The sequence below is a fragment of the Flexithrix dorotheae DSM 6795 genome, assembly GCF_000379765.1.
Lineage (GTDB): Bacteria > Bacteroidota > Bacteroidia > Cytophagales > Flammeovirgaceae > Flexithrix > Flexithrix dorotheae.
Genome location: NZ_KB903520.1, coordinates 186,373 through 203,386, shown reverse-complemented (window position 1 = coordinate 203,386; position 17,014 = coordinate 186,373). Strand labels below are relative to the sequence as shown.

The 17,014-nt window shown below is 37.1% G+C and carries 14 protein-coding genes and 1 tRNA gene; 7 read left to right on the top strand and 8 right to left on the bottom strand.

The genetic code is table 11. The features are described 5' to 3' along the window. Window positions 1–168: 168 nt before the first annotated feature. Both A3EM_RS0140385 and A3EM_RS0140380 read left to right on the top strand, forming a co-directional pair. The gene (locus A3EM_RS0140385) at window positions 169–744 is read left to right on the top strand and encodes a hypothetical protein (RefSeq protein ID WP_157638317.1); all 576 of its coding nucleotides are present in this window, start codon (window positions 169–171) and stop codon (window positions 742–744) included. A 105-nt stretch (window positions 745–849) separates the two neighbouring features. Then, on the top strand, window positions 850–1,335 hold the full coding sequence (locus A3EM_RS0140380; protein ID WP_020533935.1) for a hypothetical protein: 486 nt from the start codon (window positions 850–852) through the stop codon (window positions 1,333–1,335). A gap of 222 nt (window positions 1,336–1,557) precedes the next feature. Here A3EM_RS0140380 and A3EM_RS0140375 read toward each other — a convergent pair whose 3' ends face one another. The 4 genes from A3EM_RS0140375 to nirB form a co-directional block, all read right to left on the bottom strand. After that, the gene (locus tag A3EM_RS0140375) at window positions 1,558–2,247 is read right to left on the bottom strand and encodes a response regulator transcription factor (RefSeq protein WP_020533934.1); all 690 of its coding nucleotides are present in this window, start codon (window positions 2,245–2,247) and stop codon (window positions 1,558–1,560) included. Between the two features lie 11 nt (window positions 2,248–2,258). Then, on the bottom strand, window positions 2,259–4,064 hold the full coding sequence (locus tag A3EM_RS0140370; RefSeq protein ID WP_020533933.1) for a sensor histidine kinase: 1,806 nt from the start codon (window positions 4,062–4,064) through the stop codon (window positions 2,259–2,261). Between the two features lie 168 nt (window positions 4,065–4,232). Further along, window positions 4,233–4,607: a nitrite reductase small subunit NirD gene (nirD, locus tag A3EM_RS0140360; RefSeq protein ID WP_020533931.1), complete on the bottom strand. Its 375-nt coding sequence runs from the start codon at window positions 4,605–4,607 to the stop codon at window positions 4,233–4,235. Window positions 4,608–4,653: 46 nt separating this feature from the next. Then, complete coding sequence (gene nirB, locus A3EM_RS0140355) at window positions 4,654–7,152, bottom strand: nitrite reductase large subunit NirB (RefSeq protein WP_020533930.1); 2,499 nt, start codon at window positions 7,150–7,152, stop codon at window positions 4,654–4,656. 194 nt (window positions 7,153–7,346) lie between these two features. Here nirB and cobA point away from each other — a divergent pair, with 194 nt between their 5' ends. Then, complete coding sequence (cobA, locus tag A3EM_RS0140350) at window positions 7,347–8,105, top strand: uroporphyrinogen-III C-methyltransferase (RefSeq protein ID WP_020533929.1); 759 nt, start codon at window positions 7,347–7,349, stop codon at window positions 8,103–8,105. Between the two features lie 18 nt (window positions 8,106–8,123). Here cobA and A3EM_RS0140345 read toward each other — a convergent pair whose 3' ends face one another. Then, a complete protein-coding gene (locus A3EM_RS0140345) occupies window positions 8,124–9,020 on the bottom strand; it encodes a lysophospholipid acyltransferase family protein (protein ID WP_020533928.1) in 897 nt (298 codons plus the stop codon). Window positions 9,021–9,119: 99 nt separating this feature from the next. Continuing rightward, window positions 9,120–9,695 carry an HPP family protein gene (locus A3EM_RS0140340; RefSeq protein WP_020533927.1) on the bottom strand — a complete coding sequence of 192 codons (576 nt, stop codon included), beginning with the start codon at window positions 9,693–9,695 and terminating at the stop codon, window positions 9,120–9,122. A gap of 142 nt (window positions 9,696–9,837) precedes the next feature. Here A3EM_RS0140340 and A3EM_RS0140335 point away from each other — a divergent pair, with 142 nt between their 5' ends. Both A3EM_RS0140335 and yiaK read left to right on the top strand, forming a co-directional pair. Further along, entirely contained in the window at window positions 9,838–10,743 is a 906-nt protein-coding gene (locus tag A3EM_RS0140335; RefSeq protein ID WP_020533926.1) for a LysR family transcriptional regulator, read from the top strand. A gap of 153 nt (window positions 10,744–10,896) precedes the next feature. After that, a complete protein-coding gene (yiaK, locus tag A3EM_RS0140330) occupies window positions 10,897–11,895 on the top strand; it encodes a 3-dehydro-L-gulonate 2-dehydrogenase (protein ID WP_020533925.1) in 999 nt (332 codons plus the stop codon). A gap of 25 nt (window positions 11,896–11,920) precedes the next feature. On the opposite strand, the gene A3EM_RS0140325 is transcribed toward yiaK, so the two are convergent. Next, entirely contained in the window at window positions 11,921–14,146 is a 2,226-nt protein-coding gene (locus A3EM_RS0140325; RefSeq protein WP_020533924.1) for a RelA/SpoT family protein, read from the bottom strand. 353 nt (window positions 14,147–14,499) lie between these two features. On the opposite strand from A3EM_RS0140325, the gene A3EM_RS0140315 reads away from it, so the two are divergent. Both A3EM_RS0140315 and tig read left to right on the top strand, forming a co-directional pair. After that, a tRNA-Leu gene (locus tag A3EM_RS0140315) sits at window positions 14,500–14,581 on the top strand. Window positions 14,582–14,664: 83 nt separating this feature from the next. Then, entirely contained in the window at window positions 14,665–16,008 is a 1,344-nt protein-coding gene (tig, locus tag A3EM_RS0140310; RefSeq protein WP_020533922.1) for a trigger factor, read from the top strand. Between the two features lie 111 nt (window positions 16,009–16,119). On the opposite strand, the gene A3EM_RS0140305 is transcribed toward tig, so the two are convergent. Then, window positions 16,120–16,581, bottom strand: a complete 462-nt coding sequence (locus tag A3EM_RS0140305) for a hemerythrin domain-containing protein (protein WP_020533921.1) — start codon at window positions 16,579–16,581, stop codon at window positions 16,120–16,122. Between the last annotated feature and the right edge of the window lie 433 nt (window positions 16,582–17,014).

Sequence of the window (17,014 nt, the reverse complement as noted above, 5' to 3'; positions counted from 1 at the left end):
TGACGGATTGTATTTAACCTAGGCTATTCACCATTTGCAATGGCGAACTACTATCGTAGGATTTTTAATCCATCAAAAACGTTAAATCCTTTTGGCTTAAGTTTGCAGGTCAAACCTAAGAATTATCCCCGTTTATTAAACTGGGATTGAACCAAATGGATATTTAAAGTGACACGATTTCTGACCATTGTCATTCTTGTTTTTACCTTTTTCCCCAGGGAATCCATCGCCCAAAACACTAAAGATTGCGTAATAAGTTTACCTTCTGAGTCTACAGAAATGCAAGCTAAAAATTACCTTAGGAGCCGATACCAATTAATTAGCTTAAGGCTTTATGTGGACTACTCTTATATGGAAAATGAAATTTACCGGAAATGGGTGGAAAACGACTCTCTGGCTAACCATGAGAAAACCTTAATCCAAACGATAGATAGCATCATTGTCAGGTTGAGCAATGGACTTACATGGAATATCATGGAAGGCCCACCAGAAAAACCCACAGGGTTTATTTTCAAATTATTTACCAAGAAAGGTAAAGCCGACCAAAAGTTTATTGATTATAGAAAATACCTGGAATTTTGCAGTCGATGGGAAGAAACCAAAAAACCTTGCGAAATAATTGCCGAATACACGGCCTATACAAGTATTCATTTCGATGAGGAAAGGATTTTTAGAGCAAAGTATGATGTCGTTTATCATCCAAGGTCTGAAGCAATTTGCAGAGAAGTCATATTAGTTGACTAAACTAATGAGCAGGATTTCCCACATCGGTGTTTTATTTTCTTAAAAACACTATTGCTTGAAAAAATCATTGGCTTTTTCTAACTTGAGTGCAATTAAAAAGTCATAATGAGATTTAAAACATTCTTTCATTACCTCAGCTATTTGCAGTATCCACTTTTACTGATTGGGTTATATTTTGTCCTGCGCCCTTACTTTTCAGGGTTTGAGTATTTAAGAGAAAATCCTAAACTGCTTTTTCAAAGCCTAAATTCAGTTTTAATTTTTATGGGGCTTGCCATCAGTTTTTCTTCCCTACAGGACACCACTAAAACACAAAATAAGTTCTCAAGGAAAATCTGGGAAGATCCGGTAAAGGGAAAGGTTGCCCTGATTCTGATGTGTTTTTTGATTTTGTTCACCCTCCTTTTTGGACTAACCGGGTATTACATTACCCCTGAAGGAATCATTAAAGAATTATCCATTGGTACCATTGTTTTTAGTCTGGGAATGTTTGGACTTTTAAAAGCAGCCCTGGAAATGTTTGAAAATCACCGAAAAGACAAAAATCCTGAAGCTTTTTCAAAAGCAGATTTCCCTTTGGAAAAAAAATAAGAGATAATCCAATCAATTTTGATTTTTGATCTCTTAAAGTATTCAGCTGGAACCTGCTATTTTTTTATATGGTTTAAAGGAAAAAGATTTATTCATTATTTTACTGTTCGCCATTTGTAATGGCAAACCATTATCGTAGGATTTTTAATCCGTTTATTTATAAGACAAAAAAAGGATTCAGTTTGGTAACTGAATCCAGCATTATTTTTCTGCCAATCAGAATTAAATTACCATTGCATCAATTTCATCTTTTAATGGTTTTTCTTCATCCACTTTTCTCAGCAACTCTACCACATTATTCACTTTCAGCTTTTTCATCATATTGAAGCGATGAGTTTCTATGGTCCGCACACTTTTATTAAAATGATCGGCTATGTCTTTATTGTTTGCCCCATCATAAAGCAATTTTAAAATCTGCTTTTCTCTTTTGGTAAGATCATATTGTTGGGCAGGGGCAGTTGATGTACCTGAATCTGACTGTTTTTTCACATTCAGGTAGCTATTAATCAAAATATTGGAAATATCCCCACTAAAATATTTTTGACCGGAATGTACAGCTTTCACCGCCTTTATAAATTCACTTTTATTGGTATCCTTCAGCAAATACCCGGAAGCGCCACATTCTATGGATTTGGTAATATATTCCTCATCATCATGCATGGAGAGCACCAGTGCCTTGGTATGGGAAGAATATTTACCGAGCTGAGCCGTAGTTTCGATCCCATTCAAAATTGGCATTCTGATATCTACAATCAAAATATCGGGATTAAGTTCTTTTACCAGTTCTAATGCTTCCTGACCGTTAGAAGCCTCTCCAATTACTTTGATTTCCCCTTCTCTTTCCAACAATACCTTTATACCGTTCCTTACAATTTCGTGATCGTCAGCTAATATTACCTTAATTTGCTCCATTAATTTATTCTTTAGTTTATTGGTACATCTATTTTAATAACAGTTCCTTTCCCCACCTGGGTTTCCACATCGAATTGCGCATTAATAAATCCTGCTCTTTCTCTCATGTTGAAAATCCCGTGTCCGGAAGCTGAAAAATGTCCTTTTTGAGTAAGTTTTTCAATATCAAAACCTTTCCCATTGTCTCTCACCTCAATATGCAGGTTTTGAGCATTGTGGGCAAAAGTTACGGAAATTTTTTTAGATCCAGAATATTTAATAGCATTATTCACCGCTTCCTGAATGATTCTGTAAAGGTGTGTTTCCACATTTTTACCCAATCGATTTATAAAACGGGTCATGTTAATAAACTCGACCTCAATGCCCATTAAAGTACTTACTTCACTACAATATTTTTTAATAGCCGACACAATTCCAAAATCACTCAGGCTGGTTGGGGTAAGATTGAAGGAAACCCTCCTTACTTCCCTGATGATATTTTTTAAAATGTCCCTTGCCTCCTGCAAACGCTCTTTCGTATGTCGGGAACTGGAAGGGGTGGTAGCTTCAAGGTTCAGCTTTAAAGCATAAAGCATTTGCCCTACCCCATCGTGCATATCCCGGGAAATCCGCTTGCGCTCTTCCTCCTGGCCTTCCAGAATCAAAACTGAACGGAACTGTTGTTCTTTTACCTTTTCCTCAATTCGCTGTTTGTTGATTTCCCGCGACCTTTCTCTGGCTTCCTTATTTTCAGTGACATCCACCCCAATAACCATCACCTCTTTCAGGCTTCCATCCTTATCTTTTACCGGGACAATATTGGTTTCTATCCATATAAAATCCCCTGCTGCTGAGGTTACTTTTAACTCGCCAAGCCAGCAATTTCCACCTTTCACAAAATCCAATACACCTTCCAAAAAGTCACTTTTATATCCATTTTGTTTAAGCCAGGTAAAAATATTTTCAGGAAGGTCTTCTTTATCTTCAAACTCCATCAACTGGATGAACCTTTCCGTTAAAAAACTGACATTACCCAAAATATCACATTTGGCAAATAAAACAGCTTGTTCCTTTTCCAAATCCACATCGGCTAATTCCTGATAAGACACTTCCAGCGTACTATACAAAGCCCCAATTTCCCTGGCCATCTTTTGAGCCATTTTTTCTGATGCCACCAATTCGGAAAAAGTTTTCCTTATATTTTTTGTTGTCGGGCGAAAAATAAAAAACACCTCAAAAATGATAATTAAAAGGGAAATGCCAAACAAAATAATTTCTGTATCCTTTAGCAATAACACCTTTTTTTTAGCCTCCTCATCGTATTGAAAAACAATTACATCCATGCCTTCCAAAAACAGGGGTTCATTTTCTAAAACCTGTTTTAAATTTTCTCCAATTTTAAAACTGGAAGCTGAATCCATACTATGGGCTTGGTCAATAATATTCTGGGCGGCAGCTACAATAGCTTCAAAGTGTGGTTCAATATCCTCGAACATGGAAAGAATAGTAGCAGAACTTTCCCTTGAAAGCCCTAAGGTTTCATCTCCATTTATTAATCCATTATGGGACTGAATCCATAAATCTACGGTCTTTTGAAGCTCCGCAACCTTTTCTTCATCTATTCCATTTTCAGCGTTATTAGCTATTTGCAATACTATTTTACTTATTTTCTGGCTCAGCATCCGCTGCCTCCCTGCCACATTGATGGTACGGGAATCATCCTGTTGTTTGCTAATAAAATTCTGGATTAACAACTGACTGGCTAAAATGGCAATGGCAATTCCCGACAGCGCCAACAAGTACAATCTCCCCAATCTTTCAAATCTTTGTTTTGGCATTATTAAATCCTGGATGTAAACATTTTTTTTAAAAGGTTAAAATTAAAAAGTTTAAATAAAAAAAGAGCAGCCGGGGCTACTCTTTCATTCATTTGTAAATTTATCATGCTTCGCAGCAAAATAAAAATGGAAAAATTAATTTCGGAATTTTTCCCAAAACAAGATACCTTAATCTTCAAGCCCTACATACACAAAGTCATTTTCAACCTTTACAGGATAAGTCGCTATATCGCATTCATCACCATTCAGGTTTTTCCCGGTTTTTAGGGAAAATGTTTTCTTGTGGAATGGACAGGCTACCTTGGGTTCTCCAGATTCCGAACCAATCATTCCCCTTGACAAAATCATCTGCATTTTATGAGGACACAAATTTTGCACTGCATACCATTCGTTTCTTCTTGAAAAGTTAAACACAGCTATTTGTAAACTCTCAATCTTCACGCATCCACCCCCATTTTCCTGAAAAGCTGAAACCGGAGCAGCTTTAAACCAGGTTTTTACATTCTCTAATGTAACTGATCTATATTTTTCTAATTCTATCATTTTAGTCTAAATTTTTAATGCCAATCAATTCAATCAGGAATGTCAATCAACCCCACGATGTTGGAAATTTCTGTCCTCTCATTTCTTTAAAACTTAAGTTTGGATCAACATCTTCAACATTTACAAAATGTTTGAACCTTGCCCTCATTTCAGGATTGTTCACCACTTCTTTCCACTCGCACTTATAGGCATCAATTAATAGTTGCATTTCCGATTCCAACTGCTCACCAATTCCCAGGCAATCATTAATGATCACATCTTTAAGGTAATCCAGGCCACCTTCCAGTTTATTCAGCCATGGGGCTGTTCTGGTAAGCGGTTCAGCAGTTTTGATGTAAAACATTAAGAATCTGTCAATGTATTTAATCACACTTTCCTTATCAATATCAGCAGCCAGTAATAAAGCATGCTGAGGCTTTGCTCCTCCATTTCCACCCACGTATAAATTCCAGCCATTCTCGGTAGCAATAATTCCAAAATCTTTACTTTGGGCTTCAGCGCATTCCCTGATACATCCTGAAACCGCACTTTTCAATTTATGGGGTGATCTTAAACCACGATATCTTTCCTCCACCTCAATGGCAAATGATACAGAATCCTGCTGACCGTATCTACACCAGGTAGAACCCACACAGCTTTTTACAGTTCTCAGGGATTTACCATAAGCATGACCACTTTCAAAACCAGCATTCACCAGTTCTTCCCAGATATCCGGCAATTGATCCAGTCTTGCTCCGAATAAGTCAATTCTTTGCCCTCCGGTGATTTTAGTGTACAAATTGTATTTTTTGGCTACCTGTCCAATTACAATTAATTTATCAGGCGTGATTTCCCCACCGGGTATTCTTGGAACTACAGAATAAGTTCCTCCTTTCTGAATGTTTGCAAGATATTTATCATTAGTATCCTGAATAGTCATAGACTTTTCCAGAATCATTTCATTCCAGGCACTTGCTAAAATTGACGCCACCGCAGGCTTACACACCTCACAACCATCTCCCTCACCATACTTGTCCAGCAACTCATCATAAGTTTTGATGTCATTAATTTTCACCAAATCAAACAATTCTTGACGGGTATAATCAAAATGCTCACAAATAGTTTTCCTTACCCTTCTTCCCATTGATTTTAAAGTCTCGGTAATGAGATCATTAATCAAAGGCACGCAACCTCCACAACCAGTTCCTGCTTTAGTACATTTTTTTATGTCGGCTATATTTTCAAATCCATCTTCAGTAATGGCCTTGCAAATATCTCCCTTGCTGATATTTTCACATGAACAAATCTGGGCAGTATCGGGCAAAGCCTCTACCCCATTACCCACAGCTTCTTCGCCACCTCTGGCACCCAAAATAAGATCTTCCGGGTTGGGCGGTAATGCCATTCCGTTTTGGGCAATCTGCAGCAACATATTATAAGCTTCAGCATCCCCAACCAACATTCCCCCTAACAACCTTTTTCCGTCTTCGGAAATATTGATTCTTTTGTAAACCCCACTAACCTTATCTTCAAAAACAATCGCTTTGAAAGGCTCTTTCTCCCCAAAAGCATCCCCAAAACTGGCTACATCAGTACCAATCAGTTTGAGTTTGGTAGACATATCAAAATCAGTGAATGCTTTTTCATCTCCTTTTATCAACTGATTCACTACTACATCTGCCATTTCATAACCAGGAGCAACTAATCCGTAAATCATGCCTTTATGAAGCGCAGCCTCTCCAATGGCAAAAATATCAGGATCAGTAGTTTTTAAGTGATCATCCACTAAAATTCCCCCTCTTGGGCCCACTTCCAGTTCGTGTTGTCTGGCAAGTTCATCCCTTGGCCGGATGCCTGCAGAAATGACCAACATCTCCACATTCAACTCAGTACCATCATTAAATGAAAGACCGTCTAACTTGCCATTCCCTTTAATTTCCTGCGTATTTTTACCTAGATGAATATTAATTCCCAAATCTTCCAACTGGCATTGTAAAACCGAGGACCCCTGATCATCCAATTGCCGGGGCATTAATCTAGGAGCAAATTCCACCACATGTGTTTCCAATCCCATATCCAATACCGCCTTGGCGGCTTCCAGGCCTAAAAGTCCTCCTCCCATTACTGCCGCACTTTTCACCTTTTTGCCATAAGCCATCATGGCATCCAGATCTTCTATCGTTCTATATACAAATACCCCCTGCTTTTCTACACCTTTAATAGGTGGTACAAAGGCACTCGATCCGGTAGCCAGAATTAATTTGTCGTAGGATAAAACTGTACCTTTATGGCTTTTCACAGTTTTATTTTCCCTGTCAATTTCAGTTACCAGTTCTCCGGTTAATAATTCAATTTCATTCTCCTCATACCATTCTCTTGGAGCCATGGTTAGTTCTTCCACAGTAGTTCCTGTAAAATAGGCACTTAAATGTACCCTGTCATAAGCGGGTCTGGGTTCCTCTCCAAAAACCGTAATTTCAAAATCACTTTTTCCAGCTTTGGCCCTCAGTTTTTCACAAAACTTATAACCAACCATACCATTGCCTATTACTATTATTCTCTCCATTTTTGTAATAGATTTAGTTCTTTAATTTTTAATCCGTTTTTGTTCCACGTTTGCGCTAATGTACTTTCAGCGTTTTTAAGTAAATTTTACGTAAAATTACGTAATAAATTAATTAAAACAAGAACTTTTACGTAAATTTTTATATTTTTGAATTCATTTACTGGAGAAATTACGTACTAAATAAATTTTCACTAATGATTTTACCTAAATTAACCCTCGTAGGAGCAGGTCCTGGTGATCCGGAATTAATTACCCTGAAAGGAATAAAAGCGATTAAAAATGCTGATGTTATTTTATATGATGCTTTAGCCAATAAGGAATTACTGGAGTATGCCCATCAGGATTGTATTAAAATATTTGTGGGGAAAAGAGCCGGCAAACATACTTTTCAGCAATTAAAAATAAATAAGCTAATTGTAGAAAACGCCCTAAAATATGGCCATGTGGTCAGGCTAAAAGGAGGAGATCCTTTTGTTTTTGGAAGAGGGCATGAAGAACTGGAATATGCCATGAAGTTTGGCATCAGTACTGAAATTGTTCCCGGAATTAGTAGTTCTGTTTCAGTGCCCTCTATGCAACAAATTCCGCTTACCAAAAGAGGGGTAAATGAAAGTTTCTGGGTAGTTACGGGTACCACCAGAAATGGTGAACTTTCTGGGGATTTAAAGCTGGCAGCTCAATCTTCAGCCACGGTGGTTATTCTGATGGGAATGAAAAAACTGGCAAAAATCAGAAATTTATTCTCAAAATACCGCTCACAAGATGAGCCCATTGCCATCATTCAAAATGGCACTTGTTATAATGAAAAAGCGGGAATTGGGAATTTGGCGAATATTCAGGCAATTGTGGAGGAAAAAGAATTAAGTTCTCCTGCCATAATTGTTATTGGCCAGGTGGTAAATGAGAGACCCGAACTGCTTTTAGCTAAATTGAATAAGGAGGTAATTATTTAGGATTCCGTAAGAAGAAAATCAGGTTTTATTCAAAGAAAAGACCTGATGATATAGAAAATTTAATAAGTCATTTTTTTTTGTTTGGGAATTCATTTCCTTAAATGTGATTGGATTCCCAATTTCTATTTTTAGGGTTTTGTGCATTTTATTGCGAACTTCAAAAAGCAATAAGGCCAGTCGCAAATCCTGACTGAACTGACTTACCATCTGAAATAGCCTACTATTTTGCCCATGGAAGTAAATCGGAATTACGGTTGCTTCTGCCTTATGGATTAGTTTAACCACAAACCTTTTCCATTCTAGATCTTCTGCTTTTTTCCAACAGGAAGGCGCAGTAGCCACTCCGCCAGCAGGAAAAATGACAATGGGCTCACCAGATTTAATTTTTTCAATTGCCAAAGTCCTGGTTTGGATATTAGTTTGTAAAGCCTTCTTATTACTTCCAAAATCGATAGGGAGGAAAAAGTTATTCAACAGCTCATCGGTACATAATACACCATTAACCAATAATTTAAATTTTGGGAATTTTTGGGCTGCTAAGAAAGCCATAACCATCCCATCCACCACTCCAAATGGATGATTGGCTATAAAAATAACCGGCTCATTTACCGGGATTTTAGCTAACTGCTTTGGGTCATAATTCAATTTCAACCCGCAAGCTTCAACCAATTCCTGCCAAATCAGGCTAGGAGTTTTATTCGAGTTTAAGACCTGATTAAACTTTCTTTCCAGAGGAAATCGGCCTGTTAAAAACTCTACCAACTGAATTAAAAAAGAACTAATCCAGGGGTCCTCCGGAGTACTATAGGTAAGTTTTGTAAACTTTTCTACCGTAACATCACCATCCAATAATGAATCGGGTTGGGTTTTCTTTCGTAAAAAATTTAATGATAATCTGGAAGTGTGTCCGGACATAGCAGATATTTTCAGGGTTCAATTTACCCAATCTACTTTAATGTAATCACACTTTCAAATTAATTAAGAGCATGTTTAAATTTAATTCTATACATCTACTTATCTTTTAATAAATCGGTGAAATCTTTTTGAATTTGGATATTGTCTTTTTTTAGTCAGGTTATTCGTCAATAAGGCAAAAAGAAAAAGGATAAGTGTACCAGATAACACCGGAAAAACTAAAAACCAATAGCCAAGACCTTTTATGCTTTCCGAACCTATAACTGCGATTAGTGCAGTTGCCCCTCCCGGAGGATGAAGGGTTTTGGTAAACTGCATGGTAACTATGGACAAAGACACCGCCAATGGTGCGGATATAAAAATCGGATCGGGAATGAGAAAATAAATAGAAACCCCTATAAATGCGGAAATCAGGTGACCTCCAATTAAATTGCGGGGCTGAGCCAGTGGAGAAGCCACCGCCCCAAACACCAAAACACTGGAGGCCCCGAAAGAACCTATGAGAAAGATGTTATCAGCCTCTTCCAGAAAAATAGCCTGGAGATAAGCGATAAAACCAATACCCACAAAAGAACCAATAAACGACCATGTTTTGTCTTTAAAATCAAGCTGGGTTTCCTTATAAAGGATGTATCGTATTATTCTTAAATTTCTTTTTCTTCTCTTTTCTGACATACTCATTTTTTTAAAGCGGCAAAACTAGTTCTGGCCTTCATAATCTTTTCCAGGTTTAATTGAACATTTTTAAACTTCGGCTTTAATTTTTTTCATATAACATCTAGGTATTTTGCTCCTTTAAATTTTATATATTTCCGGCATGGAATTAAAACATTTAAGGTTGTTGAAAACCATAGCAGACGAAGGAAACATTGCCAATTCATCTGAAAAGCTATTTTTAACGCAATCTGCTTTAAGTCATCAGTTAAGGGAAATTGAAGAAAGGCTGGGTTTTAAAATATTTTTAAGGAAAAGAAATGAATGGAAACTTACTGAAGAAGGAGTTGAACTCTATCAATTGGCGACCAATGTACTGACTTCCATTGATGAAAAGCTTCGACACATTCAAAATATTAACCGGGATCATGGAGGTAAAATTAGAGTAAGTGGTGAATGCTATTCCTTCTATTCCCTTTTCCCCCGTTTTTTACAGGAAATGTCTTTGTTGTATCCCAACATTGATGTAGAATTTGTGTTTGAGGCTACACATCAGCCTATTCCCAAATTGTTATCATTCGAACTGGATTTAGCCATAGTTTCCTCTCCATCTTTAAATGAATCATTATCAAGTGTGGAGGTGTTTAAAGATGAATTGTTTGTATTGATGCATAGGGAAAATAAGCTGAGCGACAAACCTTTTGTGGAAGCAGCAGACTTCTCTAATTTGCATTTACTCATTCACTCCTATCCTTTGGAAACCGTCTCTGTTTATGAACATTTCCTGAAACCCAATAATATTATCCCTCAAAAAATTTCGGCAATTCCATTAACGGAAGTAGCCCTGGAAATGGTAAATGCCAATATGGGTGTCATGTGTTTACCGAAGTGGGCACTTCAAGCTTTCAAAAATCAAAATGACCTTCAGCTTAAACCAATAGGCATCAATGGATTACCAAGATCGCTTTATCTCGTGATTCGAAGTGCGGACAAAACCAAAAAACATATCAAGGATTTCATTGCCACCTTTGAAGAAAATATTCAGTCAGATGTTGCGGTCAATAATTAATTTTACCTCTTCAGTTTAAGGAAAATATTTATAGGAAGAACCTTTACTTCTAAAACCGGATAAAAAAGGTTTTTTCCTTACCATTTCATTTTTTACTTCATTTTTATAATTATTCAGGTAGTTTGGTGTCCATAAAATAAAAGATCAGAATAAATGCGAATTCAATACAGGGAAGCCGAACAAATCCTTTCCGAAAAACTCATTAAAACCGGATACCAAAAAGACAGGGCAGCTTTATGTGCCCAATTATTTGTAGATGCTAGCCGAGACGGGGTTTATTCCCATGGCCTCAATCGTTTTGTCAGTTTCATCCAGTTAAATCAGGAAGGATATGTAAAACCAGATGCCCAACCAAAGGTAACTGATCGTTTTGGAGCCATAGAAAGATGGGATGGGCAAATGGGGGCAGGCATGCTCAATGCCTATTCGGCCATGGAAAGTGCCATTCAACTGGCTCAAACAAATGGAATAGGCTGTATTGCCATGAAAAATACCAATCACTGGATGCGGGGAGGGAATTTTGGCTGGCAGGCCGCTGAGGCCGGTTGTATAGGAATATGCTTTACCAATACCAAACCGAATATGCCACCCTGGGGAGCCAAAGAACCAAGAACAGGAAACAATCCACTGGTAATTGCCATTCCAAGAAGTTCCGGACATATTGTGTTGGATATGTCTATGTCTCAATTCTCCTTTGGGAAAATGATAGAAACAGCCAAAAAAGGAGAAAAACTTCCCTTTCATGGCGGATTTGATCATGAAGGAAAACTGACAAAAGATCCTGAAACTGTAATTGAAAATGAACTTTCCCTGCCCATTGGTTATTGGAAAGGTTCCGGACTATCCATCATGCTCGATATGTTGGTAACGGTTTTATCCGGAGGGAGATCCACGGGAAAAATTGGGGAAGATGAAGTGGAGTTTGGCATTTCCCAGGTTTTTATTTGTATTAAACCAGACTTGTTTGGCACTGAAGCTGAAAATGAAGTTTTACTCAATGGCATTATCAATTACCTCCATCAATCCGAATTATTGAAGGAAAATGAAAATGTGTATTATCCTGGAGAAAGAACACTTAAAACAAGGAAGGAAAACATGGAAAAAGGCATTCCGGTTGATGAAAAAATTTGGGAGGAAATCCTGAATTTGTAAAAGACTTCCTCCCTTTTTGAGTGTGTTATACTAATTCTTCGATTCGGGTAACTTTTACCACTCCATCAATTTTTTCCAGGTTCACAATAAGTTTTTCAAACTCTACCTTATTCTGAACGGATAAGTCAATATTTCCTTTGAAAATATCATTTTCAGTACCAATGGATATGGATTTAATATTGACCTGCATCTGGTTGGAAATCACTCTGGTGACATCGTTTACCAACCCTACCCTGTCTGTTCCTTCAATGCTAATGGAAACGCTAAATCCTTCATCATGTACTTTTCTCTCACTTGCCCATCTTGCTCGAATAATTCTATAGCCATAATTTGCCATTAGGGAAATGGCATTGGGGCAGGTTTTTCTATGAATTTTAATTCCCTTATTAATGGTAATAAACCCAAAAATCTCATCTCCGGGTATTGGGCTACAACAAGAAGCCATGCTATAGCTCAGATCAGTCATTTCTCCAATCACCAGTTCCTTTTCCTTCACCAGTTTTTGGATTACGGCTTCATCATCCTGCTTTTCTTTGCCATTCTCCCTTGATTTTTGATTTTTCTCTTCGGGAACATGGTTAATAAATTTCTTGATCTCAGTATGGTCAATCAGGCCTTTTCCAACCATATAAAACAGGTCACTTTCCGATTTTAAGCTAAAATACTGGGCCAGTTTCCTGATATTCTGCTCGTCATAGGAAATCTTCAACTGCTTAAACTTCCGCTTAACAATTTCCTTCCCTTCTCTGGCAAAAGTTTTCTTTTCGTCCTTGAGGTAATCTTTAATCTTGGATTTGGCCTTGGAAGTTCTCACCACCTTTAGCCAATCCTCATTAACCTTTTGTTTATTTGATGTGAGAATTTCAATCTGGTCTCCATTCTGGATTTCATAATTAAAAGCTACCAGTTTCCCATTGGCCTTGGCAGCCAGACATTTTGCTCCAATTTCCGAATGGATATCGAAGGCAAAATCCAGAATAGTGGCTCCCTTGGGATAAATTTTCATTTCTCCCTTAGGCGTAAAAACAAAAACTTCCTTTACAAACAGGTTGGACTTAAAATCATTGACAAATTCAACTCCATGCGACTTGGTTGTTTCCAGCATATCCCGAATTTCCTGTAACCACAAGTCAATTCCCTGCTCTCCTTTCACTACCTTGCCATTAGGTCCATGTTTGTATTTCCAATGGGCAGCATAACCTTTTTCTGCAATATCATCCATTCGTTTTGTCCTGATTTGCACTTCAACCCACTGCCCGGAATTACTCATCACGGTAGTATGCAAGGATTCATAACCGTTGGATTTAGGCATACTGATCCAATCCCTGAGTCGGTTTACATTAGGCGTATAATAGTCCGTAACAATGGAATATACCTTCCAGCAAACCGCTTTTTCCTCTGCTTCATCTGCTTCCACAATTATTCGAATAGCAAAAAGATCGAAAACCTGTTCGAATGGAATATTCTGTTTCCGCATTTTTTTATAAATGGAGTAAACAGATTTAATTCTGGTCTTTATTTGGAATTTATAGCCATCCCGCTTCATGGCCAGCTCCAGGGGACGAATAAAACGTTTCGAAAACCGGGTTCGGGCAGCTCTGGAATCCTCTATACCTCTTAATATACTGAAGTAAGCATCCTTATCTGAAAATTTCAGGCATAAATCTTCTAATTCTGATTTAATGGTATACAAACCAAGTCGGTGAGCCAGAGGGGCATAAATATATTCTGTTTCAGATTTTATTTTCAGCTTTTTATGATCAGGCATGCTATCTAAAGTACGCATATTGTGCAACCTGTCAGCAATTTTGATCAGCACTACTCTGGTATCTTCAGAAATAGTCAATAACAATCTTTGGAAATTTTCTGCCTGAATGGATTTCCCTTTAGTCGCCTTGGTGGAAATTTTGGTTAAGCCATCAACAATTTTGGCTACCCGGCCACCAAACCTTTCCTGAATATCCTGAATATCGTAGGCCGTATCCTCTACTACATCATGCAGCAAAGCGGCCACAATTGATGTAGTACCCAACCCTATTTCTTCTACAGCAATTTCTGCCACCTCAATTGGATGATAAATATAGGGTTCACCCGATTTCCTTCGCATCTCTTTATGTGCATCCTGGGCAAACAGAAAGGCACGTTTAATAATCTTGGCATCGTCATCCTTTAGAAAAGGCTTTGCTTTCCTCAATAACCTGCGGTACATCCGCAAAATGGTCTGTTTCTCCTTTTCGTGATCTATCTCCATATTATATTTATTCCCGCAATTATACGCTTACAAAATTTAATGATTAAGTTACGTTTTTTTTACCTTTTCCTGAAGGAACTACTTATATCTTTTTTAGGAATTACAGCAGACTATTCTCCCGGAGGAGCTTTACAAGCTTTCAAATGTTTTATCTGCTGAAAATATTATCCCGGAATTTCATTTTCAAAAATTACATTTCCACTCAAAAAGTTTTTAATATAAATAAGGGCTAAAATTAACCCAACAGACCGATAAAGATGGTCTCTGAAAAAAAAATCATTTTTTTTAAAGAAAATCAATTTAAAAGTATTGCAATATTAAATATAGTTTTTAGATTTGCACCTCAATTTTAAGCGGATGTGGCGAAATTGGTAGACGCACTAGACTTAGGATCTAGCGCCTCACGGCATGGGGGTTCGAGTCCCTCCATCCGCACTTAATATGAAGCAAAATTTAAATTCTCAACTGGTTAAAAGGTTGAGTTTTTTTGTTTTTTCACCATTTAAATTTTTACACTCTTGGAAATCGCAGTTGATAAAAAAGAAAAAGCTTACGGTTTAATTAATTTAAAGCTGGAGGAAAGTGATTACCTTCCCGAGTTTAATAAAAAAATTAAAGAATATAGCCAGAAAGCTAACATTAAGGGGTTCAGACCGGGAAAAGTGCCTGCAGGGATGATTAAGAAAATGTATGGCAAGGGTTTGAAGGTGGAAATTATCAACCAACAGGTTTATCAAAAACTCAACGAATATATTAAAGAGGAGGAATTACCTATTCTTTTTTCTCCACTTTTAAAAGGCGAAGCTTTATCTGAAGAAGAAATCACAAGTGGAAATTCTTTTGACTTTGAATTTGAGGTATTCCTTGAGCCTGAAATTGAGTTGCCAATTGACGAGAGTTTCAAAGTAAAATCGTACTCAGTAGAAGTTTCTGATGAGGATCTGAAAGAAACACTGGATAACCTGAAGAATTCATACCCAGAAGTTTCTCAGGTAGAAGAAATTGCTGAAGGTGATTTTGTGAAAGCAACCTTTAAGGCTGTTGAAGGAGAATTCGAAAAAGAAACAGTTCTTCCATTAAAACAGGTAGAAGAAGAAGTAAGAAAGACTTTTATTGGTAAGAAAAAAGAGGAGGACGTTAAGTTTGATCTGAAAAAGGCTTTCCCTGAAGCCAATACCGTAAAACTTCTTTTTGGAATTGATGAAAAAGAAGCCGAAGAGTTATCAGGAGAGTTTTCAATGACCATTCTTGAAATTACAAGGAATGCAGATCCTGAAATGAATGAAGAATTTTTCAAAAAAATTCTTGGAGAAGAGGAAGCAAAAGACATTACTACCGAAGCGGAATTTGAGGATGCCCTTAAAGAAAAACTGGCAGAGGTAAACAAACCTGCTGCAGAGTCTTTAACTTCCAAATTAATCAGAGATGGCTTAACTGAAAAAGTTTCAGTAGATATGCCAGAGGAATTTTTGAAGAAAACTTTCAAAATGACCAATGAGGAAGGGCTTACTGACGAGCAGGTGGAAGAGAAATTCCCAGAATTCAAAGAGGCTGTAAAGTGGAGAGTAATTGGAAATAAGGTGTTTAAAGATGCAGACCTTAAGGTAGAGCCTGAAGAAATCAAAGCACAGGCAGCCATCAATATCAAACAACAATTCATGGGATACAATATTCCTTTGGAAGAAGGCCAGATGGATGAGTTTGTGAATAATTACCTGAGCTACGAGAATGGCCGAAATTACGATCAGGTGTTCGAGCAGGTATTTCAGGAAAAAGTGCTTGACCAGATTAAATCCAAAATCAGTTTCGAAGAAGAAACAGTTACCATTAAAAAATTAAACGAACTTCTTCAGGAAAAATAAAATAAAAATAAAATAGTATTTAGGATGATTGATGCTATTAGCAATTATCCAGACATTACTTATAAAAAAGAGAAAGCCCGAAATTATCGGGCTTTCTCTTTTTTATGCCATTTATAACCAGAATTCATCTTCTGTATTTTCCTTAAATTTTTTTTCTTCAAATTTCTCTTCAAGCTCATCCCATTTTTCCTTATTCATTCTATCCTGTAAATCAGTAAACAAAATCCTTTCTTCAAACCGGATATGAGCCTCCAGCTCTTCTTCAATTCTGCTAAGTGATTTAACCAGGTCTTCTTTCATTTTAAAAAGTCTGGTTAGCCTGCGGTGATCTGCCAGTGCTTTTTTGGCCAATTCACTACCCTTGGGCAGAAGGGGGAAAATATATTTCTCTTCTAATTGGAAATGAGGATGAATATAGTTTCCAAAAATCCAGTCTGCATATTTTTTAATTCTTGCAATGTCAACTTTTTTTCTAAAACCAGCACGTATCTTCCAGCAAAGTAAAAGATGGTAGTGGTGTTCTCTACTTATTGGTTGTAAGACTTTGTGTCTTTTTAAAGGTTTGTTACCCATTACTTTAATAGTGTTAATTATTGGTCCACAATATAGTGATTTTAAAAAAGCTTCATCTGCTGAGGAAGAAGCTAAAAAAGTAAATTCTTACATTAAAAAAACACGTCTCAACCACAATTGTTTACAGCCCCTCCCCCATTTCTTTTTCGGCCCCATTCCCCTTTGAAAACAAAAAAGACACTACCCAGGAGATAGCGCCTTAAAGAATTATTCTTTGCAATATACTGAACTGATTTTCCTGCAAGTTAGCTTTCAGATATGAAATGCATATGAACTGATTGTAAAGCTTAAGTATTATCGAATATATTTCCTGCAATCATAAATTTCTGAAACCATATTCCTATCTCACCGGTTCCCTTTTTACATATTCATCTCAATGATATATTCACCAAAACATACAAAAATTTCATTTTTGTGATATTGTTGTGATATT

Excerpts from the sequence above, each read along its gene's own strand:
- A3EM_RS0140380 (WP_020533935.1), top strand. The coding sequence starts at position 850 with ATGAGATTTAAAACATTCTTTCATTACCTCAGCTATTTGCAGTATCCA.
- A3EM_RS0140375 (WP_020533934.1), bottom strand. The coding sequence starts at position 2,247 with ATGGAGCAAATTAAGGTAATATTAGCTGACGATCACGAAATTGTAAGG.
- A3EM_RS0140370 (WP_020533933.1), bottom strand. The coding sequence starts at position 4,064 with ATGCCAAAACAAAGATTTGAAAGATTGGGGAGATTGTACTTGTTGGCG.
- nirD (WP_020533931.1), bottom strand. The coding sequence starts at position 4,607 with ATGATAGAATTAGAAAAATATAGATCAGTTACATTAGAGAATGTAAAA.
- nirB (WP_020533930.1), bottom strand. The coding sequence starts at position 7,152 with ATGGAGAGAATAATAGTAATAGGCAATGGTATGGTTGGTTATAAGTTT.
- cobA (WP_020533929.1), top strand. The coding sequence starts at position 7,347 with ATGATTTTACCTAAATTAACCCTCGTAGGAGCAGGTCCTGGTGATCCG.
- A3EM_RS0140345 (WP_020533928.1), bottom strand. The coding sequence starts at position 9,020 with ATGTCCGGACACACTTCCAGATTATCATTAAATTTTTTACGAAAGAAA.
- A3EM_RS0140340 (WP_020533927.1), bottom strand. The coding sequence starts at position 9,695 with ATGTCAGAAAAGAGAAGAAAAAGAAATTTAAGAATAATACGATACATC.
- A3EM_RS0140335 (WP_020533926.1), top strand. The coding sequence starts at position 9,838 with ATGGAATTAAAACATTTAAGGTTGTTGAAAACCATAGCAGACGAAGGA.
- yiaK (WP_020533925.1), top strand. The coding sequence starts at position 10,897 with ATGCGAATTCAATACAGGGAAGCCGAACAAATCCTTTCCGAAAAACTC.
- A3EM_RS0140325 (WP_020533924.1), bottom strand. The coding sequence starts at position 14,146 with ATGGAGATAGATCACGAAAAGGAGAAACAGACCATTTTGCGGATGTAC.
- A3EM_RS0140305 (WP_020533921.1), bottom strand. The coding sequence starts at position 16,581 with ATGGGTAACAAACCTTTAAAAAGACACAAAGTCTTACAACCAATAAGT.